The organism is Pseudomonas sp. TWP3-1 (assembly GCF_049896625.1).
Classification (GTDB): domain Bacteria; phylum Pseudomonadota; class Gammaproteobacteria; order Pseudomonadales; family Pseudomonadaceae; genus Aquipseudomonas.
Genome location: NZ_JAFCUQ010000012.1, coordinates 59550 through 84792 on the forward strand (window position 1 = coordinate 59550; position 25243 = coordinate 84792).

Here is a 25243-nt window from a genome sequence, read left to right on the forward strand (position 1 = left end):
ACAAATCGGCCCCCTCTCCTAAGGGAGAGGGGTGAATCCACCGCAAAACCAAAGCCGAACACCCGCCCCTCACCACTCAACACAATGAGCGTTAGCTCGAGAGCAGCTCTTGATCTCGAGCGCCCGTCGGCAGGCTGAGTGGAGGGATTGATCCGGGGGTGGGAGCGAAGCGACGTTTGGCGCAGCCAAACACATCGAGAGGAGGTGCAGCGCAGCAAACCGGAGGCGATGCGCCCGGATCGATCCCGGAGCGAAGGAACCCGAGCCACAGCGAGGGCCGAACGTCAGGAATACAGCGTTTTGGTTACTTTTGGGCGTTTGCAAAAGTGACCCGCCGTAAGGGCGGAACCCTAACTCGCCATCACCAAAAAAACGGATATACACCCAAAACCAAAAAAACCCGCAAAACAAAAAAGGCGCCCGAAGGCGCCTTTCGCTTAACAACAACAATGTCAGGCCATTTCCGCCGTAGTCTCGAAGTCAAACGTCAACTCACCATCCTTGATGTCGATGTGTACCACACCGCCATGCTCGGCCAGCTCGCCAAACAGAATCTCCTCCGCCAACGGACGCTTGATCTTGTCCTGAATCAGACGCGCCATCGGACGTGCACCCATCGCCGCATCGTAACCACCCGCCGCAATCCAGCTACGCGCCGCGTCAGTCACCTCCAGCAACACACGCTTGTCTTCCAACTGCGCCTGAAGTTCGGTGAGGAACTTGTCCACCACACTTTTGATGACCTCATGACTGAGGCGACCAAACTGAATAATGGTATCCAGACGGTTGCGGAATTCCGGCGTGAAACTCTTCTTGATCACTTCCATCGCATCGGACGAATGATCCTGATGGGTAAAACCGATCGAAGCACGCGCCGCAGTTTCGGCACCAGCGTTGGTGGTCATGATCACGATCACATTGCGGAAATCCGCCTTGCGTCCGTTGTTGTCGGTCAGCGTGCCGTGGTCCATCACCTGCAACAGCAGATTGAAGACTTCCGGATGCGCCTTCTCGATTTCGTCGAGCAGCAGCACGCAATGCGGTTGCTTGGTGATCGCTTCGGTCAACAGACCGCCCTGATCGAAGCCGACATAACCCGGAGGCGCACCGATCAGACGCGATACGGTGTGACGCTCCATGTACTCGGACATGTCGAAACGCACCAACTCGATCCCGAGCGCTTTGGCCAACTGCCGCGCCGCTTCGGTTTTACCGACACCGGTCGGCCCTGCGAACAGGAACGAACCGACTGGCTTGTCAGGCGACTTGAGGCCGGCACGGGACAGTTTGATCGCAGTCGACAGCGAATCGATCGCCGCGTCCTGACCAAACACCGTCAGCTTCAGGTCCCGCTCAAGGTTACGCAGCAGCTCCCGGTCGGACGTGTTGACGTGCTTCGGCGGAATCCGCGCGATCTTGGCCACGATGTCTTCAACGTGCGGGACTTCGATGCGCTTGGCGCGCTTCTCGACCGGTTGCAGACGCTGGTAGGCGCCGGCCTCGTCAATCACATCGATGGCTTTGTCCGGCATGTGCCGGTCATTGATGTAGCGCGAAGCCAGTTCGGCAGCGGCACGCAAGGCCTCATCGCTGTACTCGATGCTGTGGTGCGCTTCGAAACGCCCCTTCAAGCCCCGCAGAATACCGATGGTGTCTTCCACCGAAGGCTCCGACACATCGACTTTCTGGAAGCGCCGAGCCAAGGCACGATCCTTCTCGAAGATGCCGCGGAATTCCTGGAAGGTGGTCGAGCCGATGCAGCGGATATCACCGGACGACAGCAGCGGCTTGAGCAGGTTCGAGGCATCCATGACGCCACCGGACGCGGCACCCGCACCAATAATGGTGTGGATTTCGTCGATGAACAGGATCGCCTGCGGACGCTTTTTCAGCTCGTTAAGCAGGGCCTTGAAGCGCTTCTCGAAATCGCCACGGTACTTTGTGCCGGCCAACAACGCGCCAAGATCCAGCGAATACACCACGCTGTTCGCCAGCAGGTCGGGCACCTGGTTGTCGACAATACGCTTGGCCAGGCCTTCGGCAATCGCGGTTTTACCCACACCTGCTTCGCCTACCAGCAGCGGATTGTTTTTACGGCGGCGCGCGAGGATCTGCGCGACACGCTCGACTTCCATTTCACGGCCGACCAACGGGTCGATTCGACCCTGACGCGCGAGTTCGTTGAGGTTGCTGGCATAAGCATCCAGAGGATTGCCTGAAGAAGAAGACTCACCGCCCTCGTCGTCCTGCATATCTTGTTCACCTTCAGAGTGATCGCCGTGCCCTGGCACCTTGGAGATGCCGTGAGCGATGTAGTTGACGACATCAATGCGCGCAACGCTCTGCTGTTTCAGCAGGAACACTGCCTGACTCTCTTGCTCACTGAAGATTGCAACCAGCACGTTGGCGCCGGTTACTTCGCGTTTGCCCGAGCTCTGTACATGAAAGACAGCACGCTGCAATACACGCTGGAAGCCCAGGGTTGGCTGGGTTTCGCGATCTTCGTCGTGGACGGGGATCAATGGCGTGGTGGAGTCGATGAACTCCTGCAGATCATGCTTGAGTTTGTCGAGGTTTGCGCCGCAGGCACGCAAAACGGTGGCGGCAGCCTCATTATCCAATAGCGCCAGCAGCAGGTGTTCGACGGTCATGAATTCATGACGTTTCGAACGAGCCTCCTTGAAGGCAAGATTGAGGGTGACTTCGAGCTCGCGGTTTAACATAGCTTCACCTCATACCCAAGTGGTCGGCGATTAACCGTCCTTCTCGATTTCACAGAGTAGCGGATGCTGGCTTTCCCTGGCGTACTGGTTGACCTGCATGGCCTTTGTCTCGGCGATGTCACGGGTAAACACTCCACATACTGCCCGCCCTTCTGTGTGGACGGCCAGCATGACCTTGGTCGCCAGCTCGCGATTCAGGTTAAAAAACACCTCGAGCACTTCGACGACGAAATCCATCGGTGTGTAGTCATCATTAAACAAAACCACCTTGTACATCGGTGGCGCCTGCAACGCAGGCTTTGCTTCCTGAACAGCAACGCCCGCCGAATCGTCGTCGTGTTCCTCCGGATGATCCTTTTGGAAGGTCGGGCGATCCTGATTGAATGTTAGTCGAATCTGGCTGATTGCATGCATGGAAAGAAAGGTTCGTCAGTTGTGCAAATACAGTGGTGGGGGCGCTTTGGCACGTTTTCAACTCCGACTGCCCGGTCACCTTGACTATCGGGAAAACGGTGTTACAACCAATAGAACCCACAGTGGGTAAAAAAGATCCGCGGAGTCAATCTTTATATTATGAAGATGACTGCGGACTCATTGGATGATACTCCAGCGATGGAGACTGTTGCAGAGGGATTTGAGCATGTTTGTCGGCACGGTGAAGTGGTTCAACAACGCCAAGGGGTTCGGTTTCATCAATACCGACGCCCCCCAAGGGAAAGACGAGGACGGCAATAGAATCGATTTTTTCACCCATTACTCCGCCATTGAAATGGAGGGATACAAAACCCTCAAGGCTGGGCAACTGGTTAAATTCGACATTGTGCAAGGCCCGAAAGGCCTGCATGCGGTCAAGATTACTTGCGCTGCGGTCGCAACAGATGCCGTCTCGGCCGCCGCCGCGCATCAAACGGTAACCAGCTAAAGCGACATAAACCACCTGCCAGAAAAAACCGCCCGACTCGATCACTCGAGCCGGGCGGTTTTGTTGTAGCTGATTATTACAGAGGCGTTTACATGTGCGAGATCAGTGCATCACCAAAGCCGGAGGAAGAAACCAGCTTCGCGCCGTCCATCAGACGTTCGAAGTCATAGGTCACGGTCTTGGCGGAGATCGCGCCGTTGGTGCCTTTGATGATCAGATCGGCGGCTTCGGTCCAGCCCATATGACGCAACATCATCTCGGCGGACAGAATCAGCGAGCCCGGATTGACCTGGTCCTTGCCGGCGTATTTCGGCGCAGTACCGTGGGTCGCTTCGAACATGGCAATGGTGTCGGACAGGTTGGCACCCGGTGCGATACCGATACCACCCACTTCTGCCGCCAGCGCGTCGGAGAGGTAGTCGCCATTGAGGTTCAAGGTAGCGATCACGTCATATTCAGCCGGGCGCAGCAGGATTTGCTGGAGCATGGCATCGGCGATTGCATCTTTGACCACAACGTTCTTGCCGGTTTTCGGGTTCTTGAACTGCATCCACGGGCCACCGTCGAGCAGGGTCGCGCCGAACTCTTCGGCCGCCACTTCATAGGCCCATTCCTTGAAGGCACCTTCGGTGAACTTCATGATGTTGCCTTTGTGCACGATGGTCAGCGAATCGCGGTCATTGTCGACCACGTATTGCAGTGCTTTGCGCGCCAGACGCTTGGTGCCTTGCAGCGAAACCGGCTTGACGCCGATGCCGCAGTTTTCGTCGAAACGGATCTTGGTGACGCCCATTTCTTCTTTAAGGAATTTGATGACCTTGGTCGCTTCCGGCGAGCCGGCCTTCCATTCGATACCGGCGTAAATGTCTTCGGAGTTTTCGCGGAAGATGGTCATGTCGACATCGCCTGGCTTTTTCACCGGGCTAGGCACGCCTTCGAACCAGCGCACCGGGCGCAGGCAGACATACAGATCGAGCTGCTGACGCAGCGCCACGTTCAGCGAGCGGATGCCGCCACCGACCGGGGTGGTCAGCGGGCCTTTGATAGAGACTACGTAGTCCTTGACTGCATCGAGGGTTTCCTGAGGCAGCCAGGTGTCCTGATCGTAAACCTGAGTCGCCTTCTCGCCAGCGTAAACTTCCATCCAGGAGATCTTGCGCTTGCCGCCGTAAGCTTTTTCAACGGCAGCATCGACGACCTTGATCATGACCGGGCTGATATCAACCCCAATGCCATCACCCTCGATGAAGGGGATGATCGGGTTCTCAGGAACATTGAGAGAATGGTCTGCGTTGACGGTGATTTTGTCGCCGACGGCTGGAACCTGAATCTTCTTGTAACCCATGCTGAACTCCATTGTTTGGATTGAACATCTGGCTTGGTCCGAGCGTAACCCAGTTAAATCAACACGCAAACCCCATGTTCCGGGCGCGGGCACAAAGCGTTTCGTACAAGCCTGAAAGCAAAGGGAAAAGCGCCAATCTCAAGCATTCGCAACGACTCTACGCCCCACCCCGCCCTGCGACCTTTAGACCAATGGACGAGAATCGTTGCATATGAACCATCGGCAGATTGCCAGCTACCTATGTATAATGCCGCCCGCTGACCACAGGGTCACGGCGGCTGGCCTCTCTAGAACGAGACTTTCCGACCTATAGGCAGGTTGTTATCGCAGCCTGACTGCTTGACGCTCTACTGATGCACCCAACATCACCGCGAAGAATCTCGACATTCGGTTCATGGCTGACTTTGAACGAACGCGCTTACCCGGCGCCCCTCGAGTTTCTGCGCATGCTTTAGCAAAGAAGAGAGAGTTAATCCGAATATGCCCACCCGCTCGAAGATCATCTATACCTTCACCGACGAAGCCCCGGCCCTCGCCACCTATTCCCTGCTGCCGATCATCGAGGCTTACACCGCCTCGGCCGATATCGCCGTGGAAACTCGCGATATCTCTCTTGCAGCACGCATTCTGGCCAGCTTCCCCGAGCAACTGGGTGACAAAGCCGTAGCCGACCACCTCGCCGAACTGGGCGACCTGGCCGTTACGCCTGAAGCGAACATCATCAAGCTGCCGAACATCAGCGCTTCGGTTCCGCAACTGCAAGCCGCGATCAAGGAACTGCAAGCCCAGGGTTACAACCTGCCGGACTACCCGGAAGCCGTAACCAGCGACGCCGACAAAGAAGCCAAGGCGCGCTACGACAAGATCAAGGGCAGCGCCGTGAACCCGGTTCTGCGCGAAGGCAACTCGGACCGTCGCGCTCCGCTGTCGGTCAAGAACTACGCGCGCAAGCACCCGCACAAAATGGGCGCCTGGGCCAAAGATTCCAAGTCCCACGTCGCTCACATGAGCACCGGCGATTTCTACGGCAGCGAAAAAGCTGCCCTGATCGACGCCGCTGACGCCGTGAAGATCGAGCTGATCGCCAAGGACGGTAGCGCTACCGTTCTCAAAGAAAAAACCAGCGTTCAGGCCGGCGAGATCCTCGACTGCGCCGTGATGAGCAAAAACGCCCTGCGTTCGTTCATCGCTGCTGAAATCGAAAGCGCCAAGCAACAAGGCGTGCTGCTGTCGGTGCACTTGAAAGCGACCATGATGAAGGTCTCCGACCCGATCATGTTCGGCCAGATCGTTGCCGAGTTCTATAAAGACGCCCTGACCAAGCACGCTGACGTGCTGGCTCAGATCGGCTTCAACCTGAACAACGGCATCGGCGACCTGTACGCCCGCATCAAGGCTTTGCCGGCCGAGCAGCAAGCGCAGATCGAAGCCGACATGGCTGCGGTCTACGCCGCGCGCCCGTCGCTGGCGATGGTCAACTCCGACAAAGGCATCACCAACCTGCACGTGCCGAGCGACGTCATCGTCGACGCCTCGATGCCGGCCATGATCCGTGACTCCGGCAAGATGTGGGGCACCGACGGCCAGCTGCACGACACCAAGGCTGTGATCCCGGATCGTTGCTATGCAACCATCTACCAGGCCGTGATCGAAGATTGCAAAGCCAATGGCGCTTTCGATCCGACCACCATGGGCAGCGTGCCAAACGTTGGCCTGATGGCTAAAAAAGCTGAAGAATACGGCTCCCACGACAAGACCTTCCAGATCAAGGCCGATGGCGTGGTTCGCGTGACCGACAGCAAAGGCACCCTGCTGATGGAACAGGCTGTTGAAGCCGGCGACATCTTCCGCATGTGCCAGACCAAAGACGCGCCGATCCAGGACTGGGTCAAACTGGCCGTCAACCGTGCCCGTGCAAGCAGCACCCCGGCGATCTTCTGGCTCGACCCGATGCGCGCTCACGATGGCGTGGTGATCGAGAAAGTTCAGGCTTACCTGAAGGATCACGACACTGCCGGTCTGGACATCCAGATCATGGCGCCGGTCGACGCAATGAAGTTCACCCTGCAACGCACCCGCGCCGGCAAGGACACCATCTCGGTGACCGGCAACGTGCTGCGCGACTACCTGACTGACCTGTTCCCGATCATGGAACTGGGCACCAGCGCCAAGATGCTGTCGATCGTGCCGCTGATGAACGGTGGTGGCCTGTTCGAAACCGGCGCTGGCGGTTCGGCACCGAAGCACGTGCAGCAACTGGTTGAAGAGAACTTCCTGCGCTGGGATTCGCTGGGCGAGTTCCTCGCTCTGGCAGCCTCGCTGGAGCATTTGGGTGTGAACTACAACAACCCGAAAGCGCTGGTACTGTCGAAGACTCTGGATCAGGCCACCGGCCAGTTCCTCGACAACAACAAGTCGCCATCGCGCAAAGTCGGCAACATCGACAACCGCGGCAGCCACTTCTATCTGGCAATGTACTGGGCACAAGCTCTGGCCGCCCAGACTGAAGACGCTGCACTGCAAGCGCAGTTCGCGACTCTGGCCAAGACCCTGACCGAGAACGAAGCGACCATCGTCGCCGAGCTCAACGCCGTTCAAGGCAAGCCAGTGGACATCGGCGGTTACTACCATGCCAATGCCGAGCTGATCAGCAAGGCCATGCGCCCAAGCGCAACCTTCAACGCGGCGATTGCTGCGCTGGTGTAAGGTTGTAGCGCGGTAAACAAGCCCCGGCCCAGTGCCGGGGTTTGTGTTTCCGGGCTTTATGATCACCACAAAACCCTGTGGGAGCTGGCTTGCCAGCGATAGCGGATTATCATTCAACGATGATGGTGACTGACCCACTGCAATCGCTGGCAAGCCAGCTCCCACAGGGATCGGGTTTCAATATTCAACAGTTGAGGACACCTATGGACTGGAAACCCCACATCACCGTCGCCACCATCGTAGAAGACAACGGCCGCTTTCTGATGGTCGAAGAGCACAAGGCCGGGCGCAACGTGCTCAATCAGCCCGCCGGCCATCTCGACCCCGACGAAACCCTGATCGAAGCCGCGATCCGTGAAACCCTCGAAGAAACCGGCTGGGACGTCGAACCCACCGGCGTGATCGGCATTTACCTGTACACCGCCCCAAGTAACAGCGTGACTTACCAACGCGTGTGCTTTGCCGCCAAAGCCCTGAAACACCACGCGGATTATCAACTCGACGACGGCATCGTCGGCGCCAAGTGGTTGACCCGCGAAGAATTAATGGCTCAACGCGACAACTGGCGCAGCGAGCTGATCATCCGTTGCATCGACGATTATCTGGCCGGCAATCACTTCAGTCTCGAACTGATCCGCCCTTCCCTTTAGCCTTGCGGGCGTGAGCCTGCTAGAATCGCGTCCTTTTTCAAGACACTCATTGAATCCCTATGCGTGATCCAGCCCCTTCTGACACATCCAAGAAGCGCGTCATTGTCGGCATGTCCGGCGGCGTGGACTCTTCCGTTTCCGCTCTCCTGCTGATCGAGCAGGGTTACGCGGTGGAAGGCCTGTTCATGAAGAACTGGGAAGAAGACGACGGAACGGAATACTGCACCGCCATGGACGACCTGGCGGATGCGCAGGCCGTGTGCGACAAGATCGGCATCAAGCTGCACACCGCCAACTTTGCCGCCGAGTACTGGGACAACGTGTTCGAGCACTTCCTCGCCGAATACAAAGCCGGACGCACGCCGAACCCGGACATCCTGTGTAACCGCGAGATCAAGTTCAAGGCGTTCCTCGACTACGCCATGATGCTCGGTGCCGACCTGATCGCCACCGGCCACTACGTGCGCCGCCGTGACATCGATGGCCGCACCGAGCTACTTAAAGGCCTCGACGCGAACAAGGATCAGAGCTACTTCCTGCACGCCGTCGGCGGCGAGCAGATCGCCAAGACACTGTTCCCGGTCGGCGAGCTGGAAAAGCCCGAAGTCCGTGCCATTGCCGAGAAATACGAACTGGCCACAGCCAAGAAGAAGGATTCCACCGGGATCTGCTTCATCGGCGAGCGCCGTTTCAGCGATTTCCTCAAGCAATACCTGCCGGCGCAACCGGGCGAGATCAAGACCACCGAAGGCGAAGTCATCGGCCGTCACCACGGCTTGATGTACCACACCATCGGCCAGCGTCAGGGCCTGGGCATCGGCGGCTTGAAAGACGCCGGTGATGAGCCGTGGTACGTGCTGCGCAAGGACCTGGACACCAACGAGCTGATCGTCGGTCAGGGCAACAACCACCCGTGGCTGTTCTCCGGCGCCCTGCTCGCCTCGGAAATCTATTGGGTCAACCCGATCGATCTGAGCCAGCCGCGGCGCTTGACCGCCAAAGTGCGCTATCGCCAGGGCGATCAGGGCTGCATCCTTGAGCAAACTGCGACCGGCTATCGCGCGGTGTTCGACGAACCGCAACGCGCAGTGACCCCAGGGCAATCCGTGGTGTTCTACGACGGTGAAATCTGCCTCGGCGGCGGCGTGATCGAAGTCGCCGAGCCGTGGAGCGGCGAGGCATGAGCCCGACTCAGGAGCAACTGACGGCACTCGGCGGCGTGTTTCTTGCCGCTGTGCTGGTGGATCGCATCGCCAAGAGCGGCCAGACCAGCGAAGCCGGCCTGACCTGCATGCTCGGCAGCCTGCTGGTACGCGACCCGAAAGACACGCTGGACGTGTACGGCGGCGACGACCTCAATCTGCGTGAAGGCTATCGCGCATTGATCGGCGCCCTCGAACGCGATCCGAGCACCTTGCAGCGCGAGCCGCTGCGCTATGCCTTGGCGATGCTCGGTCTGGAGCGCCAATTGGCCAAGCGCGAAGACATGCTCGAGGTGATCGGCAAGCGTCTGCCGCAGATTCAGTCGCAGGTCGAGCACTTCGGCCCGGCGCATGAAAACGTGATCGCGGCGTGCGGCGCACTGTATCAGGACACCCTGAGCACTCTGCGCCAACGGATTCAGGTGCATGGCGACATGCGCAATCTGCAACAGCCGAGCAACGCTTCGAAGATCCGCGCCCTGCTGCTCGCCGGGATTCGTTCGGCGCGCCTGTGGCGTCAGCTCGGCGGCCATCGCTGGCAGCTAGTGATCAGCCGGCGCAAGCTGCTCAAAGAGTTGTATCCGCTGATGCGCAGCGAATAAATCGCCTGCAACAAAAGTTTTGTAGTCTGTAACGCGTAATACGCCGGTCAGTTGGCAACGGACCGGCGGAATTTTTCATGTATGATACGCGCCCCATTTCGTTGCCCGACTGTCCGAGAACACCCCATGCAGCTTTCTTCGCTCACTGCGGTTTCCCCTGTTGACGGCCGCTACGCCGGCAAAACCCAGGCCCTGCGCCCAATTTTCAGCGAGTACGGCCTGATCCGTGCCCGCGTTCTGGTTGAAGTGCGCTGGCTCCAGCGCCTGGCCGCTCACGCCGGCATCCCGGAAGTGCCAGCCTTCTCCGCCGAGGCCAACGCCGTTCTGAATGAACTGGCGGAAAACTTCGCGCTGGAGCACGCCGAGCGCGTCAAAGAGATCGAGCGCACTACCAACCACGACGTAAAAGCCATCGAGTACCTGCTCAAAGAGCAAGCCGCCAAGCTGCCTGAGCTGGCCGCCGTCAGCGAATTCATCCACTTTGCCTGCACCAGCGAGGACATCAACAACCTGTCCCACGCCCTGATGCTGCGCGAAGGCCGCGATGATGTAATGCTGCCGCTGATGCGCCAGACCGCCGAAGCCATCCGCGAACTGGCGATCCGTTTTGCCGACGTGCCGATGCTCTCGCGCACCCACGGTCAGCCAGCGTCGCCAACCACGCTGGGCAAAGAACTGGCGAACGTGGTTTACCGTCTCGAGCGTCAAATCGCTCAAGTGGCTGCCGTTCCGCTGCTGGGCAAGATCAACGGCGCCGTCGGCAACTACAACGCGCACCTGTCGGCCTACCCGCAGATCGACTGGGAAGCCAACGCCCGCGCCTTCATCGAAGACGAGCTGGGTCTGGGTTTCAACCCGTACACCACGCAGATCGAGCCGCACGACTACATCGCCGAGCTGTTTGACGCGATCGCGCGCTTCAACACCATTCTGATCGACTTCGACCGTGACATCTGGGGCTACATTTCCCTGGGTTATTTCAAACAGCGCACCATCGCTGGCGAAATCGGTTCGTCGACCATGCCGCACAAGGTCAACCCGATCGACTTCGAAAACTCCGAAGGCAACCTGGGCATCGCCAACGCACTGTTCCAGCACCTGGCGAGCAAACTGCCGATCTCCCGCTGGCAGCGCGACCTGACCGACTCCACCGTCCTGCGTAACCTCGGTGTCGGCTTCGCCCACAGCGTAATCGCGTACGAAGCCAGCCTCAAAGGCATCAGCAAGCTTGAGCTGAACGAGCAGAAGATCGCCGCTGATCTGGACGCTTGCTGGGAAGTCCTGGCCGAGCCGATTCAGACCGTGATGCGTCGCTACAACATCGAAAACCCGTACGAAAAGCTGAAAGAACTGACCCGCGGCAAGGGCATCAGCCCTGAAGCGCTGCAGACTTTCATCGACGGTCTGGACATGCCAGCCGAAGCGAAAGCCGAGCTGAAATTACTGAACCCGGCCAACTACATCGGCAACGCTGTGGCACAGGCCAAACGCATCTGATCGACTGCTGGACCCGTTTGAGACGCCCGGCAGCGCCGGGCGTTTTTATTCCCGTCTGAAAAATACATTTTTTCAATAGGTTACACATGAATCCTGATATTCCTCTTCAACTTCTGGGCGGCCTTACTGCGCGTGAATTCATGCGCGATTACTGGCAGAAAAAACCATTGCTGGTGCGTCAGGCGATTCCAGATTTCGAAAGCCCGATCGATGCCGATGAACTGGCCGGCCTGGCCCTGGAAGAAGAAGTTGAATCGCGCCTGGTGATCGAAAACGGCGAGCGCCCATGGGAATTGCGTCGCGGCCCGTTCGCCGAAGACGAATTCAGCAAACTGCCGGAAAAAGACTGGACTCTGCTGGTACAGGCAGTCGATCAGTTCGTGCCGGAAGTCAGCGAACTGCTGGAAAACTTCCGCTTCCTGCCGAGCTGGCGCGTCGATGACGTAATGATCAGCTTCGCCGCCCCGGGTGGCAGCGTGGGTCCGCACTTCGACAACTACGACGTGTTCCTGCTGCAAGGCCAGGGCAAGCGCAACTGGAAAATCGGTCAGATGTGCGATTCTGAGAGCCCGCTGCTCAAGCACGCGGACCTGCGCATCCTTGCCGAATTCGAACAGACCGAAGAGTGGGTGCTGGAACCCGGCGACATGCTCTACCTGCCGCCGCGTCTGGCGCACTGCGGCGTGGCCGTGGATGACTGCATGACCTACTCGGTCGGTTTCCGCGCCCCGAGCGCCGCTGAAGTGCTGACCCACTTCACCGACTTCCTCAGCCAGTTCCTGACTGACGAAGAGCGCTACACCGACGCCGATGCGCAGCCGGTCAGCGATCCGCATCAGATCCAGCACGATGCACTCGGCCGCCTCAAAGCGCTGCTCGCCGAGCACATGAGCGACGAACGCCTGCTGCTGACCTGGTTCGGCCAGTACATGACCGAGCCGCGTTATCCAGAGCTGGTCGCCGGCCCGGAAGAAGTCGAGGAAGAAGACTTCCTCAGCGCCCTGCAGGATGGCGCGATCCTGATCCGCAACCCGAGCGCGCGTCTGGCGTGGTCGGAAGTCGATGACGATCTGCTGCTGTTCGCCAGCGGCCAGAGCCGTTATCTGCCGGGCAAACTACGCGAACTGCTCAAGCTGATCTGCTCCGCCGACGCCCTGCACACCGACAACCTCGGTGAGTGGCTGAACGACGAGGACGGTCGTGGCCTGCTGTGCGAACTGGTCAAGCAAGGGAGCCTGGGGTTCGCCGACGATGAATAAGATTCGCGTACGTGTTGCAGATTGGCAAAAGGACATCGCCGAGATCCGCCGCATTCGCGAAACGGTGTTCATTGCCGAGCAATCGGTTCCGCCTGAACTGGAGTGGGACGCCGACGATGCAACGGCCGTGCACTTCCTGGCTTTCGAAGGCGACTTTCCAATCGGCACCGCCCGCCTGTTGCCCGACGGGCACATAGGCCGGGTTTCGGTGCTGAAAGACTGGCGCGGGATGAAGGTTGGTGATGCGCTGATGCAAGCGGTGATTGCCGAAGCGGAAGCGCGCGGACTGAAGCAGCAGATGCTCAGCGCGCAAGTGCAGGCCACGGCGTTCTATGAGCGCTTGGGTTTCAGCTTGGTCAGCGAGGAATTCCTTGAAGCCGGAATTCCGCATGTCGACATGGTTCGCCATTCGGCGTGATCAGCAGAGATCTTGTGATCTCTGGAGATCCCCTCACCACAAAAAGCAGTAAGTGGACATCAGTAAACGCCCCGCCATCCTCGGATGCCGGGGCGTTTTGCTGTCTGGCATTCAACTTGCCCCACCCCGGGCCGACAAACTGGCAATATCAAGCCTTTCGAACGCGGAGATAACGGACATGTCCCTACGCACCCTGCTCACCACCCTGCTGCTTGGCTGCAGTTTTTCGGTGATGGCAGCCACAGAAATCGTACCCCTCAAATACCATACCAGCGCCGACATGCTACCGGTCGCGCAGGAATTCATCGGCACGGACGGCAAGGTCAGCGCCTATGGCAATCAACTCATCGTAAATGCTGAACCGGGCAAGATCGAAGAACTCAAGAGCCTGCTCTCGCAGCTCGACACCGCACCCAAGCGCCTGCTGATCACTGTCGACACCAATGAAAACAACGGTCGCGGCGATGAAGGTTATTCGATGAATGGCTCGCAAACACGCATCATCAGCCGCAGCACCACCAGCCGTGACGGCGGCATTCAGCAAGTGCAGGCCAGCGAAGGCGCACCGGCGCTGATCCAGGTCGGCCAGAGCGTGCCGCTCACCAGCAGCCAGACCGATTCCTACGGCGATCAGCGCAGCCAGACCGAGTATCGCAACGTCACGCAAGGCTTCTACGTGACTGCCAGCGTCACCGGCAACATCGTTCACCTGTCGATCAGTACCAACCGTGACCGCATGAGCCAGGAACGTCCCGATGTAGTGAACGTGCAGAGTACCGACACAACTGTCACCGGGAGACTGGGCGAGTGGATCACTCTCGCCGGGGTCAACAGCCAGACCCAGGCCGACAAACAGGGCCTGACCCGCAGCTACTCTACTCAAGGCCGGGATGACATGACGTTGCGGGTAAAAGTCGACAGCCTGGACTAAAGCACCGAAAACTGACTGATTAGTCGTATTAGACGAAAGATGTAGTGCTTTAAAAAAAGCACTACAAAACGTTTGACGGGCCAAAAAAGCGAAGGCATGATGGCCTCGCTCCCGCTAATCAGAGGCCCTGGCAAGGGCCTTCGAAGCGACGTTCGCACCAACCCCGCGAACCGCTTCGTGTCTGTACCGCCCACAAGGTGTGTTTGACGAGGTTGCCGACTGGAACGAAGTTGTCCCGAGGGACGGAAGCGTAATTAGGTAGCCCGGCATCACACTGTAGTTCGTATAGAGGCCCACGACGCCCGAATGCGCCCGCCAGTACGCCTTTACCTGCTCACTTCCCCTCGAGCCCATCGTTCATCCCGTCGCCTGCCCCGCCGAATCCGACCTGACCGCCTAAGCTTCTGGTCAGCGAGCGCAAGGAATTTTCCACCGCAGAACAACTTTTCATAAAAGACGCGACGAGGTTTATCTCCATGGCACTGACACGCGAACAGCAAATTGCAGCCCTTGAAAAAGACTGGGCTGAAAACCCGCGCTGGAAAGGCGTGACCCGCGCTTACTCCGCTGCTGACGTCGTCCGCCTGCGTGGCTCGGTTCAGCCAGAGCACACCTTTGCAAAACTCGGCGCCGAGAAGCTGTGGAACCTGGTCACCCAGGGTGCCAAGCCGTCCTTCCGTCCCGACAAAGATTTCGTCAACTGCATGGGCGCCCTGACCGGCGGCCAGGCAGTACAACAGGTGAAAGCCGGTATCCAGGCGATCTACCTGTCCGGCTGGCAGGTTGCTGCGGACAACAACTCCGCAGAATCGATGTACCCGGATCAGTCGCTGTACCCGGTGGATTCGGTTCCAACCGTGGTCAAGCGCATCAACAACTCTTTCCGTCGTGCCGACCAGATCCAGTGGAAAGCCGGCAAAGGCCCGGGCGACGAAGGCTACATCGACTACTTCGCGCCAATCGTGGCTGACGCTGAAGCCGGTTTCGGCGGCGTACTCAACGCTTACGAGCTGATGAAGAGCATGATCGAAGCAGGCGCCGCCGGCGTTCACTTCGAAGACCAACTGGCTTCCGTGAAGAAGTGCGGCCACATGGGCGGCAAGGTTCTGGTGCCAACCCAGGAAGCCGTACAGAAGCTGACTGCTGCACGTCTGGCTGCTGACGTTGCCGGTACGCCGACCATCATTCTGGCCCGTACCGACGCGAACGCCGCTGACCTGCTGACTTCCGATTGCGACCCGTACGATCAGCCGTTCGTAACTGGTGAACGTACTCAGGAAGGTTTCTACAAGGTTCGCGCCGGTCTCGATCAAGCGATCGCCCGTGGCCTGGCTTACGCGCCGTACGCCGATTTGATCTGGTGCGAAACCGCCAAGCCGGATCTGGACGAAGCGCGTCGCTTTGCCGAAGCGATCAAAAAGGAATACCCGGACCAGCTGCTGTCGTACAACTGCTCGCCTTCTTTCAACTGGAAGAAAAACCTGGACGACGCGACCATCGCCAAGTTCCAGCGCGAATTGTCTGCCATGGGTTACAAGCACCAGTTCATCACCCTGGCCGGCATTCACAACATGTGGCACAGCATGTTCAACCTGGCGCACGACTACGCCCGCAACGACATGACTGCCTACGTGAAGCTGCAAGAGCAGGAATTCGCTGATGCCTCCAAGGGTTACACCTTCGTGGCGCACCAGCAGGAAGTGGGCACCGGCTACTTCGACGACATGACCACCGTGATTCAGGGTGGCTCGTCCTCGGTAACCGCGCTGACCGGTTCGACCGAAGAAGAACAGTTCCACTGATCGACTTCGCCTGAGTAGACAGCCGTTGCGGAACGAGTAAAAGCTAACCGCAGCGCTGAACATCTGACGCCCCGACTGGTTCGGGGCGTTTTTTTGTCCGCGCATCAGCACGCTCAAAACATTGATTCAGGTCGGTACGCGTGCAGGAAAAATCGGATAAAACGGGCGCCGCCGCTACTTGTAGTAACGCGCTTATAAGACAACTTCCCAACTACTCACCCGTTAAATACTTACAAAACCGACCCAAACAATATTGATTATCATTTAGCCGCAACTATGACCGTTACATTTCCTACAAAACATAATTCGTTCCAAAGCTCCTAATGCCCGCTGGGCATGGGCTGTGAGGCGATAAAGGTGCGCTATGTCCTTATTCCAATAAATAATTTCGCTATAGGAATTTTACTTGCCGGGTGTTTAGCCATAAAATCACCGCGATTGATTGCTGCGACATATCGTCACTGCTTTATTTCTTTATCAAGCTCAGAGACCTTTGCTCTCTGTTAAGGATTACCAGCATGCCCGAAGCGACAGGACTCATGGCCCACAACTGGGGCTTTGCCATTTTCCTTCTGGGCGTCGTCGGCCTGTGTGCCTTCATGCTTGGCGTCTCCAGCCTCCTTGGGTCAAAAGCCTGGGGTCGCAGCAAAAACGAACCGTTCGAGTCCGGCATGCTACCTACAGGTGGCGCCCGCTTGCGGCTCTCAGCCAAATTCTATCTGGTCGCGATGCTCTTCGTGATCTTCGATATCGAAGCCCTCTTTCTCTTTGCATGGTCTGTGTCCGTCCGCGAAAGCGGCTGGACCGGATTCGTCGAAGCTCTCGTTTTCATAGCAATTCTGTTGGCAGGTCTTGTCTACCTGTTCCGAGTGGGCGCCCTTGACTGGGCTCCGGAAGCTCGTCGCAAGCGGCAGGCGAAGCTGAAACAATGAGGCTTTGGCAATGCAATACAATCTCACCAGGATCGACCCCGATGCTCCTAACGAGCAGTATCCGATTGGCGAACGGGAAACCGTTTCCGATCCGTTAGAAGATCAAGTTCACAAAAACATTTTCATGGGCAAGCTGGAAGACGTGCTGAACGGCGCGGTCAACTGGGGGCGTAAAAATTCCCTGTGGCCGTACAACTTCGGCTTGTCGTGCTGCTACGTGGAAATGACCACCGCCTTCACGGCGCCCCACGACATCGCGCGCTTTGGCGCCGAGGTTATCCGGGCATCGCCGCGTCAGGCCGACTTCATGGTTATCGCCGGAACGTGCTTCATCAAGATGGCGCCGATCATTCAGCGCCTGTACGAGCAGATGCTCGAGCCCAAGTGGGTGATCTCGATGGGTTCGTGCGCCAACTCCGGCGGCATGTACGACATCTACTCCGTGGTTCAAGGGGTGGACAAGTTCCTGCCCGTTGACGTCTACGTACCTGGCTGCCCGCCCCGTCCGGAAGCATTTCTGCAAGGCTTGATGCTCTTGCAGGAATCGATTGGACAGGAGCGTCGCCCACTTTCCTGGGTCGTTGGTGATCAAGGCGTTTATCGCGCCGAGATGCCTTCGCAAAAGGAACAGCGCCGCGAACAGCGAATCGCAGTCACCAACCTGCGCAGCCCTGACGAAGTCTGATCCAGATCTGTTTCAAAGAAACGAGAAGCTGGCTTCATTCTTTACGTTGACCGAAAGCGAAAAAATAACCATGACTACAGGCAGCGCTCTGTACATCCCGCCTTATAAGGCAGACGACCAGGATGTGGTCGTCGAACTGAACAATCGTTTTGGCCCTGAGGCGTTCACCGCCCAGCCGACCCGCACCGGCATGCCGGTGTTGTGGGTGGCGCGTGCCAGACTCGTCGAAGTCCTGACCTTCCTGCGCAACCTGCCCAAGCCGTACGTCATGCTTTATGACCTGCACGGCGTGGACGAGCGTCTGCGCACCAAGCGTCAGGGCTTGCCGAGCGACGCTGAGTTCACCGTGTTCTATCACCTCATGTCGCTGGAGCGTAACAGTGACGTGATGATCAAGGTCGCCTTGTCCGAGAGCGACCTCAGCTTGCCGACCGTTACCAGCATCTGGCCGAACGCCAACTGGTACGAGCGTGAAGTCTGGGACATGTTCGGTATCGACTTCAAAGGTCACCCGCACCTGTCGCGCATCATGATGCCGCCGACCTGGGAAGGTCACCCGCTGCGCAAGGACTTCCCGGCACGCGCCACTGAATTCGATCCATACAGCCTGACCCTGGCCAAGCAACAGCTTGAAGAAGAAGCCGCGCGTTTCCGTCCTGAAGACTGGGGCATGAAGCGTTCCGGCCCGAACGAGGACTACATGTTCCTCAACCTCGGCCCGAACCACCCTTCGGCCCACGGTGCGTTCCGCATCATCCTGCAACTCGATGGCGAAGAAATCGTCGACTGCGTTCCGGACATCGGTTACCACCACCGTGGCGCCGAGAAGATGGCCGAGCGTCAGTCCTGGCACAGTTTCATCCCGTACACCGACCGGATCGATTACCTCGGCGGCGTGATGAACAACCTGCCGTACGTGCTCTCGGTCGAGAAGCTGGCCGGCATCAAAGTGCCTGAGAAGGTCGACGTCATCCGCATCATGATGGCCGAGTTCTTCCGCATCACCAGCCACCTGCTGTTCCTTGGTACGTACATCCAGGACGTGGGTGCCATGACCCCGGTGTTCTTCACCTTCACCGACCGCCAGAAGGCTTACACGGTGATCGAAGCCATCACCGGTTTCCGTCTGCACCCGGCCTGGTACCGCATCGGTGGCGTCGCGCACGACCTGCCACGCGGCTGGGAAAAACTGGTCAAGGACTTCGTTGAATGGCTGCCAAAACGCCTCGACGAATACACCAAGGCTGCACTGCAGAACAGCATCCTCAAGGGTCGGACCATCGGCGTTGCCCAGTACAACACCAAAGAGGCCCTGGAATGGGGCGTCACCGGTGCCGGCCTGCGTTCGACCGGTTGCGACTTCGATCTGCGTAAAGCGCGTCCGTACTCAGGCTACGAGAACTTCGAGTTCGAAGTGCCGCTGGCCGCCAATGGCGATGCCTACGACCGCTGCATGGTGCGCGTTGAAGAAATGCGCCAGAGCATCAAGATCATCGACCAGTGCATGCGCAACATGCCGGAAGGCCCGTACAAGGCGGATCACCCGCTGACCACGCCGCCACCGAAAGAGCGCACGCTGCAGCACATCGAAACCCTGATCACGCACTTCCTGCAAGTTTCGTGGGGCCCGGTCATGCCGGCCAACGAATCCTTCCAGATGATCGAAGCGACCAAGGGCATCAACAGTTATTACCTGACGAGCGACGGCGGCACCATGAGCTACCGTACCCGGATCCGCACTCCAAGCTTCCCGCATCTGCAACAGATCCCTTCGGTGATCAAAGGCAGCATGGTCGCGGACATGATTGCGTACCTGGGTAGTATCGATTTCGTTATGGCCGACGTGGACCGCTAAGCATGAACAGCACGCTTATCCAGACAGACCGTTTCACCCTCAGTGAAACCGAGCGCTCGGCCATCGAGCACGAGCTGCATCACTACGAAGACCCGCGCGCGGCGTCGATCGAAGCCCTGAAGATCGTTCAGAAGGAACGTGGCTGGGTGCCGGATGGCGCCTTGTACGCGATCGGCGAGATCCTCGGCATCCCGGCCAGCGACGTTGAAGGCGTGGCGACGTTCTATAGCCAGATCTTCCGTCAGCCAGTCGGCCGGCACATCATTCGCGTCTGCGACAGCATGGTCTGCTACATCGGCGGCCACGAGTCGGTAGTCAGCGAAATCCAGAACAATCTGGGGATCGGCCTGGGTCAGACCACCACCGACGGTCGTTTCACCCTGCTGCCCGTCTGCTGCCTCGGCAACTGCGACAAGGCCCCGGCGCTGATGATCGATGACGACACCTTTGGCGATGTCCAGCCTGCCGGCGTCGCCAAACTGCTCGAGGGCTACGTATGACCCTGACATCTTTCGGCCCGGCCAACCGCATCCAGCGTTCGGCCGAGACTCACCCGCTGACCTGGCGCCTGCGTGACGACGGCGAAGCCGTGTGGCTCGACGAGTACCAGGCCAAGAACGGTTACGCCGCTGCGCGCAAAGCCTTCGCCGACATGGATCAGGACGCCATTGTCCAGACCGTGAAAGACGCAGGCCTCAAAGGTCGCGGCGGTGCAGGCTTCCCCACTGGCGTTAAGTGGGGCCTGATGCCCAAAGACGAATCCATCAACATCCGCTACCTGCTGTGCAACGCGGATGAAATGGAGCCGAACACCTGGAAAGACCGCATGCTGATGGAGCAACTGCCCCATCTGCTGATCGAAGGCATGCTGATCAGTGCCCGCGCGCTGAAAACCTACCGTGGCTACATCTTCCTGCGTGGCGAATACACCACCGCCGCCAAGCACCTCAATCGTGCCGTGGAAGAAGCCAAGGCAGCGGGCCTGCTGGGCAAGAACATTCTCGGCAGCGGTTTTGATTTCGAGCTGTTCGTGCACACCGGCGCCGGGCGTTACATCTGCGGTGAAGAAACCGCACTGATCAACTCCCTCGAAGGTCGCCGTGCCAACCCGCGCTCCAAGCCGCCCTTCCCTGCCGCCGTTGGCGTGTGGGGCAAGCCGACTTGCGTGAACAACGTCGAAACCCTGTGCAACGTGCCGGCGATCATCGCCGACGGCGTCGACTGGTACAAATCGTTGGCCCGCGATGGCAGTGAAGACATGGGCACCAAGCTCATGGGCTTCTCCGGCAAGGTCAAGAATCCCGGCCTGTGGGAATTGCCATTCGGCGTCACCGGTCGCGAGTTGTTCGAAGACTACGCCGGCGGCATGCGCGACGGCTTCAAGCTCAAGGCCTGGCAGCCAGGCGGCGCCGGTACCGGTTTCCTGTTGCCAGAGCACCTCGACGCGCAGATGTATGCCGGCGGCATTGCCAAAGTAGGCACCCGGATGGGTACCGGCCTGGCCATGGCGGTGGACGACAGCGTCAACATGGTCTCCTTGCTGCGCAACATGGAGCAGTTCTTCGCCCGCGAGTCGTGCGGTTTCTGCACCCCGTGCCGCGATGGCTTGCCATGGAGCGTCAAGCTCTTGATGGCCATCGAAGAGGGCCGCGGTCAGCCGGGCGATATCGAGACCCTGCTGGGTCTGGTCAACTTCCTCGGCCCGGGCAAGACCTTCTGTGCTCACGCACCGGGTGCCGTGGAGCCTTTGGGCAGTGCCATCAAATACTTCCGTCCAGAGTTCGAAGCCGGCATCGCGCCTACCAGCGCCGCCGTCCCGCCTCTGGCAAAGCCGATCGTAGTCGGCGCGTAAACGCTTAACAAAGACGCAGGGTCCGTGCCCTGCGTCTTGCGTCCGATGACGCCTTTCGGGGCTGGTTGGATTCGGACCGATAACAAGATTCCATTAGCCACGCCCGCTGACACCGGGCCAACGAAGACCTTTGAACCATGGCCACTATCCACGTAGACGGCAAAGCGCTCGAAGTCGACGGGGCAGACAACCTGTTACAGGCATGTCTGTCGCTGGGCCTCGACATTCCATATTTCTGCTGGCACCCCGCGCTTGGTAGCGTCGGGGCCTGCCGCCAGTGCGCGGTCAAGCAGTACACCGACGAGAACGACACCCGTGGTCGCATCGTCATGTCCTGCATGACCCCGGCCACCGACAACACCTGGATCTCCATCGAAGATGACGAGTCCAAGGCGTTCCGCGCCAGTGTTGTCGAATGGCTGATGACCAACCACCCGCACGACTGCCCGGTCTGCGAAGAAGGCGGTCATTGCCACTTGCAAGACATGACCGTGATGACCGGCCACAACGAGCGCCGTTATCGCTTCACCAAACGTACCCACCAGAACCAGCAACTGGGCCCGTTCATTTCCCACGAAATGAACCGCTGCATCGCTTGCTACCGCTGCGTGCGTTTCTACAAGGACTACGCCGGCGGCACCGACCTCGGCGTATTCGGCGCCCACGACAACGTGTACTTCGGTCGCGTTGAAGACGGCACCCTCGAGAGCGAGTTCTCCGGCAACCTCACCGAGGTCTGCCCGACCGGTGTGTTCACCGACAAGACTCACTCGGAGCGCTACAACCGCAAGTGGGACATGCAATTCGCGCCGAGCATCTGCCATGGCTGCTCGAGCGGTTGCAACATCTCCCCGGGCGAGCGTTACGGCGAGCTGCGTCGCATCGAAAACCGTTTCAACGGTTCGGTGAACCAGTACTTCCTGTGCGACCGTGGCCGTTTCGGTTATGGCTACGTCAACCGCACCGACCGTCCACGTCAGCCGCTGCTGGCCGACGGCACCAAGCTCAGCCTGGATGCCGCGCTGGATAAAGCCGCTGACCTGCTGCGCGGGCGCAACATCGTTGGTATCGGTTCGCCGCGTGCCAGCCTTGAAAGCAACTACGCGTTGCGCGAACTGGTGGGCGCCGAGCACTTCTACTCCGGTATCGAAGCGTCCGAACTGGAACGCATCCGTCTGGTCCTGCAAGTGCTGAATGACAGCCCGCTGCCAGTACCGAACATGCGCGACATCGAAGACCACGACGCAATCTTCGTCCTCGGTGAAGACCTGACCCAGACCGCCGCCCGTATGGCGCTTGCCCTGCGTCAGTCGGTCAAGGGCAAGGCTGAAGACATGGCCGACGCAATGCGCGTGCAGCCGTGGCTCGACGCCGCCGTGAAGAACATCGGTCAGCACGAGCTGCACCCGCTGTTCATCGCCAGCCTGGCTGAAACCAAGCTCGACGACATCGCCGAAGAGTGCGTACACGCCGCTCCCGACGACCTGGCACGCATCGGTTTCGCCGTGGCTCACGCGCTGGATGCCAGCGCTCCGGCCGTTGAAGGTCTGGACGCCGAAGCACTGGAGCTGGCCAAGCGCATCGCCGACGCCCTGCTCGCAGCCAAGCGTCCGTTGATCATCGCTGGTACTTCGCTGGGTTCCAAAGCGCTGATCGAAGCTGCGGCGAACATCGCCAAAGCCTTGAAGCTGCGCGAGAAGAACGGATCGATCAGCCTGATCGTGCCGGAAGCCAACAGCCTCGGTCTGGCCATGCTCGGTGGCGAATCGCTGGATGCCGCGCTGCAAGCGGTGATCGACGGCAAGGCTGACGCCATTGTTGTGCTGGAAAACGACCTGTACACCCGCACCGACAGCGCCAAGGTCGATGCTGCGCTGAACGCCGCGCAAGTCGTGATCGTTGCCGACCATCAGAAGACTGCCACCAGCGACCGCGCGCATCTGGTTCTGCCAGCCGCAAGCTTCGCTGAAGGCGACGGTACGCTGGTCAGCCAGGAAGGTCGCGCCCAGCGCTTCTTCCAGGTTTTCGATCCGCAATACATGGACGCGAGCATTCTGGTGCACGAAGGCTGGCGCTGGCTGCACGCCCTGCGCGCCACTCTGCTGAACCAGCCAATCGACTGGACGCAGCTCGACCACGTCACCGCTGCCGTTGCTTCAAGCACCGCGCAACTGGCACGTATCGTCGATGCCGCGCCATCCGCTTCGTTCCGCATCAAGGGTCTGAAGCTGGCCCGTGAACCACTGCGTTACTCGGGTCGCACCGCAATGCGCGCCGACATCAGCGTTCACGAGCCGCGCACCCCGCAAGACAAAGACACCGCGTTTGCCTTCTCCATGGAAGGTTACTCGGGCTCCGCCGAACCGCGTCAGCAAGTGCCGTTTGCCTGGTCGCCGGGCTGGAACTCGCCGCAAGCTTGGAACAAATTCCAGGACGAAGTCGGCGGTCATATCCGTGCTGGCGACCCGGGCACCCGCCTGATCGAAAGCACTGGTGATTCGCTGAACTGGTTCGCCAGTGTCCCACGCGCGTTCAACCCGGCTCCGGGTACCTGGCAGGTTGTGCCGTTCTTCCACTTGTTCGGCAGCGAAGAAAACTCTTCCAAAGCCGCTCCGGTTCAAGAACGCATTCCAGCGGCTTACGTCGCGCTGGCCAAGTCGGAAGCCGATCGCCTGGGCGTCAACGAAGGTGCCCTGTTGAGCTTGAACGTTGCTGGCCAGACTCTGCGTCTGCCGCTGCGCATCAACGAAGAACTGGGTGCGGGCCTTGTGGCCTTGCCGGCGGGTATCGCCGGCATCCCGCCAGCGATTTTCGGTAAATCCGTTGACGGTCTGCAGGAGGCAGCGCAATGACCTGGTTCACCCCCGAAGTGATCGATGTGATCCTGACGGTCGTCAAAGCCATCGTCATCCTGCTGGCCGTGGTGGTCGCCGGTGCGTTGCTCAGCTTTGTCGAACGTCGCCTGCTGGGCTGGTGGCAGGACCGTTACGGTCCGAACCGCGTTGGCCCGTTCGGCATGTTCCAGATCGCTGCCGACATGCTCAAGATGTTCTTCAAGGAAGACTGGACGCCGCCGTTTGCCGACAAGGTGATTTTCACCCTGGCACCGGTTGTGGCCATGAGCGCCCTGCTGATTGCCTTCGCGATCATCCCGATCACCCCGACCTGGGGTGTGGCGGATCTGAACATCGGCCTGCTGTTCTTCTTCGCCATGGCCGGTCTGTCGGTCTACGCGGTACTGTTCGCCGGCTGGTCGAGTAACAACAAGTTCGCCCTGCTGGGTGCCTTGCGTGCCTCGGCGCAGACCGTGTCCTACGAAGTGTTCATGGGCCTCGCGCTGATGGGCATCGTGGTGCAGGTCGGCTCGTTCAACATGCGCGACATCGTCGAGTACCAGGCGCAGAACCTGTGGTTCATCATTCCGCAGTTCTTCGGCTTCTGTACCTTCTTCATCGCTGGCGTCGCCGTGACTCACCGTCACCCGTTCGACCAGCCGGAAGCGGAACAGGAACTGGCCGACGGTTACCACATCGAATACGCCGGCATGAAATGGGGCATGTTCTTCGTTGGCGAATACATCGGCATCATCTTGATCTCGGCGCTGCTGGTCACCTTGTTCTTCGGTGGCTGGCACGGTCCGTTCGGCATCCTGCCGCAACTGTCGTTCCTGTGGTTTGCCCTGAAGACCGCGTTCTTCATCATGCTGTTCATCCTGCTGCGCGCTTCTATCCCGCGTCCGCGTTATGACCAGGTGATGGACTTCAGCTGGAAATTCTGCCTGCCACTGACCCTGATCAATTTGCTGGTGACCGCTGCGGTGGTGTTGTGGAACACGCCCGCGGTTGCGGTTCAGTGAGGATTT

The 25243-nt window shown here is 59.2% G+C and carries 20 protein-coding genes; 17 read left to right on the forward strand and 3 right to left on the reverse strand.

The genetic code is table 11. From position 1 onward, the window contains the following. Positions 1–452: 452 nt before the first annotated feature. Together clpA and clpS are read right to left on the reverse strand one after the other, a co-directional pair. Positions 453–2723: an ATP-dependent Clp protease ATP-binding subunit ClpA gene (gene clpA, locus ACP7BN_RS17295; RefSeq protein ID WP_426205390.1), complete on the reverse strand. Its 2271-nt coding sequence runs from the start codon at positions 2721–2723 to the stop codon at positions 453–455. A gap of 30 nt (positions 2724–2753) precedes the next feature. Continuing rightward, complete coding sequence (gene clpS / locus ACP7BN_RS17300; RefSeq protein WP_236483710.1) at positions 2754–3137, reverse strand: ATP-dependent Clp protease adapter ClpS; 384 nt, start codon at positions 3135–3137, stop codon at positions 2754–2756. A 226-nt stretch (positions 3138–3363) separates the two neighbouring features. Here clpS and ACP7BN_RS17305 point away from each other — a divergent pair, with 226 nt between their 5' ends. Further along, complete coding sequence (locus ACP7BN_RS17305) at positions 3364–3645, forward strand: cold shock domain-containing protein (protein WP_426205391.1); 282 nt, start codon at positions 3364–3366, stop codon at positions 3643–3645. 88 nt (positions 3646–3733) lie between these two features. Here ACP7BN_RS17305 and icd read toward each other — a convergent pair whose 3' ends face one another. Then, positions 3734–4990, reverse strand: coding sequence for an NADP-dependent isocitrate dehydrogenase (icd, locus tag ACP7BN_RS17310; RefSeq protein ID WP_426205392.1), 1257 nt, complete (start codon positions 4988–4990; stop codon positions 3734–3736). A gap of 480 nt (positions 4991–5470) precedes the next feature. Here icd and ACP7BN_RS17315 point away from each other — a divergent pair, with 480 nt between their 5' ends. From ACP7BN_RS17315 to nuoH, 16 genes are all read left to right on the forward strand, one after another. After that, complete coding sequence (locus tag ACP7BN_RS17315; RefSeq protein WP_426205393.1) at positions 5471–7696, forward strand: NADP-dependent isocitrate dehydrogenase; 2226 nt, start codon at positions 5471–5473, stop codon at positions 7694–7696. A 203-nt stretch (positions 7697–7899) separates the two neighbouring features. Next, positions 7900–8346 (forward strand): NUDIX hydrolase, encoded by a 447-nt coding sequence (locus tag ACP7BN_RS17320; protein ID WP_426205394.1) that lies wholly within the window; start codon positions 7900–7902, stop codon positions 8344–8346. 59 nt (positions 8347–8405) lie between these two features. Then, positions 8406–9530, forward strand: coding sequence for a tRNA 2-thiouridine(34) synthase MnmA (gene mnmA / locus ACP7BN_RS17325; protein ID WP_426205395.1), 1125 nt, complete (start codon positions 8406–8408; stop codon positions 9528–9530). Beyond that, positions 9527–10150, forward strand: coding sequence for a high frequency lysogenization protein HflD (gene hflD, locus ACP7BN_RS17330; RefSeq protein WP_426205396.1), 624 nt, complete (start codon positions 9527–9529; stop codon positions 10148–10150). The genes mnmA and hflD overlap by 4 nt, the downstream gene beginning before the upstream one ends. A gap of 126 nt (positions 10151–10276) precedes the next feature. Then, positions 10277–11647, forward strand: coding sequence for an adenylosuccinate lyase (gene purB / locus ACP7BN_RS17335; RefSeq protein ID WP_426205397.1), 1371 nt, complete (start codon positions 10277–10279; stop codon positions 11645–11647). An 86-nt stretch (positions 11648–11733) separates the two neighbouring features. Beyond that, positions 11734–12906 (forward strand): JmjC domain-containing protein, encoded by a 1173-nt coding sequence (locus ACP7BN_RS17340; protein ID WP_420648970.1) that lies wholly within the window; start codon positions 11734–11736, stop codon positions 12904–12906. Then, entirely contained in the window at positions 12899–13324 is a 426-nt protein-coding gene (locus ACP7BN_RS17345) for a GNAT family N-acetyltransferase (protein WP_025108996.1), read from the forward strand. Before ACP7BN_RS17340 ends, ACP7BN_RS17345 begins: the two co-directional genes overlap by 8 nt. A gap of 178 nt (positions 13325–13502) precedes the next feature. Next, positions 13503–14255 (forward strand): secretin N-terminal domain-containing protein, encoded by a 753-nt coding sequence (locus tag ACP7BN_RS17350; RefSeq protein WP_426205398.1) that lies wholly within the window; start codon positions 13503–13505, stop codon positions 14253–14255. A 476-nt stretch (positions 14256–14731) separates the two neighbouring features. Next, positions 14732–16057, forward strand: a complete 1326-nt coding sequence (aceA, locus tag ACP7BN_RS17355) for an isocitrate lyase (RefSeq protein WP_033057066.1) — start codon at positions 14732–14734, stop codon at positions 16055–16057. Positions 16058–16575: 518 nt separating this feature from the next. Beyond that, the gene (locus ACP7BN_RS17360; RefSeq protein WP_003223812.1) at positions 16576–16989 is read left to right on the forward strand and encodes an NADH-quinone oxidoreductase subunit A; all 414 of its coding nucleotides are present in this window, start codon (positions 16576–16578) and stop codon (positions 16987–16989) included. A gap of 10 nt (positions 16990–16999) precedes the next feature. After that, positions 17000–17674: a NuoB/complex I 20 kDa subunit family protein gene (locus ACP7BN_RS17365; RefSeq protein ID WP_420648972.1), complete on the forward strand. Its 675-nt coding sequence runs from the start codon at positions 17000–17002 to the stop codon at positions 17672–17674. Positions 17675–17744: 70 nt separating this feature from the next. Continuing rightward, on the forward strand, positions 17745–19529 hold the full coding sequence (gene nuoC / locus ACP7BN_RS17370) for an NADH-quinone oxidoreductase subunit C/D (protein WP_420648973.1): 1785 nt from the start codon (positions 17745–17747) through the stop codon (positions 19527–19529). 2 nt (positions 19530–19531) lie between these two features. Continuing rightward, positions 19532–20029 (forward strand): NADH-quinone oxidoreductase subunit NuoE, encoded by a 498-nt coding sequence (nuoE, locus tag ACP7BN_RS17375; RefSeq protein ID WP_007920186.1) that lies wholly within the window; start codon positions 19532–19534, stop codon positions 20027–20029. Continuing rightward, on the forward strand, positions 20026–21381 hold the full coding sequence (nuoF, locus tag ACP7BN_RS17380) for an NADH-quinone oxidoreductase subunit NuoF (RefSeq protein ID WP_426205399.1): 1356 nt from the start codon (positions 20026–20028) through the stop codon (positions 21379–21381). Before nuoE ends, nuoF begins: the two co-directional genes overlap by 4 nt. 137 nt (positions 21382–21518) lie before the next feature. Continuing rightward, positions 21519–24233, forward strand: a complete 2715-nt coding sequence (nuoG, locus tag ACP7BN_RS17385; protein WP_426205400.1) for an NADH-quinone oxidoreductase subunit NuoG — start codon at positions 21519–21521, stop codon at positions 24231–24233. Beyond that, on the forward strand, positions 24230–25237 hold the full coding sequence (gene nuoH, locus ACP7BN_RS17390) for an NADH-quinone oxidoreductase subunit NuoH (protein ID WP_064390680.1): 1008 nt from the start codon (positions 24230–24232) through the stop codon (positions 25235–25237). The genes nuoG and nuoH overlap by 4 nt, the downstream gene beginning before the upstream one ends. Positions 25238–25243 lie beyond the last annotated feature (6 nt).

Excerpts from the sequence above, each read along its gene's own strand:
- purB (WP_426205397.1), top strand. The coding sequence starts at position 10,277 with ATGCAGCTTTCTTCGCTCACTGCGGTTTCCCCTGTTGACGGCCGCTAC.
- clpA (WP_426205390.1), bottom strand. The coding sequence starts at position 2,723 with ATGTTAAACCGCGAGCTCGAAGTCACCCTCAATCTTGCCTTCAAGGAG.
- nuoH (WP_064390680.1), top strand. The coding sequence starts at position 24,230 with ATGACCTGGTTCACCCCCGAAGTGATCGATGTGATCCTGACGGTCGTC.
- ACP7BN_RS17305 (WP_426205391.1), top strand. The coding sequence starts at position 3,364 with ATGTTTGTCGGCACGGTGAAGTGGTTCAACAACGCCAAGGGGTTCGGT.
- ACP7BN_RS17315 (WP_426205393.1), top strand. The coding sequence starts at position 5,471 with ATGCCCACCCGCTCGAAGATCATCTATACCTTCACCGACGAAGCCCCG.
- ACP7BN_RS17320 (WP_426205394.1), top strand. The coding sequence starts at position 7,900 with ATGGACTGGAAACCCCACATCACCGTCGCCACCATCGTAGAAGACAAC.
- nuoF (WP_426205399.1), top strand. The coding sequence starts at position 20,026 with ATGACCCTGACATCTTTCGGCCCGGCCAACCGCATCCAGCGTTCGGCC.
- mnmA (WP_426205395.1), top strand. The coding sequence starts at position 8,406 with ATGCGTGATCCAGCCCCTTCTGACACATCCAAGAAGCGCGTCATTGTC.
- aceA (WP_033057066.1), top strand. The coding sequence starts at position 14,732 with ATGGCACTGACACGCGAACAGCAAATTGCAGCCCTTGAAAAAGACTGG.
- ACP7BN_RS17350 (WP_426205398.1), top strand. The coding sequence starts at position 13,503 with ATGTCCCTACGCACCCTGCTCACCACCCTGCTGCTTGGCTGCAGTTTT.
- ACP7BN_RS17365 (WP_420648972.1), top strand. The coding sequence starts at position 17,000 with ATGCAATACAATCTCACCAGGATCGACCCCGATGCTCCTAACGAGCAG.
- clpS (WP_236483710.1), bottom strand. The coding sequence starts at position 3,137 with ATGCATGCAATCAGCCAGATTCGACTAACATTCAATCAGGATCGCCCG.
- ACP7BN_RS17345 (WP_025108996.1), top strand. The coding sequence starts at position 12,899 with ATGAATAAGATTCGCGTACGTGTTGCAGATTGGCAAAAGGACATCGCC.
- nuoG (WP_426205400.1), top strand. The coding sequence starts at position 21,519 with ATGGCCACTATCCACGTAGACGGCAAAGCGCTCGAAGTCGACGGGGCA.
- ACP7BN_RS17340 (WP_420648970.1), top strand. The coding sequence starts at position 11,734 with ATGAATCCTGATATTCCTCTTCAACTTCTGGGCGGCCTTACTGCGCGT.
- icd (WP_426205392.1), bottom strand. The coding sequence starts at position 4,990 with ATGGGTTACAAGAAGATTCAGGTTCCAGCCGTCGGCGACAAAATCACC.
- nuoE (WP_007920186.1), top strand. The coding sequence starts at position 19,532 with ATGAACAGCACGCTTATCCAGACAGACCGTTTCACCCTCAGTGAAACC.
- nuoC (WP_420648973.1), top strand. The coding sequence starts at position 17,745 with ATGACTACAGGCAGCGCTCTGTACATCCCGCCTTATAAGGCAGACGAC.
- ACP7BN_RS17360 (WP_003223812.1), top strand. The coding sequence starts at position 16,576 with ATGCCCGAAGCGACAGGACTCATGGCCCACAACTGGGGCTTTGCCATT.
- hflD (WP_426205396.1), top strand. The coding sequence starts at position 9,527 with ATGAGCCCGACTCAGGAGCAACTGACGGCACTCGGCGGCGTGTTTCTT.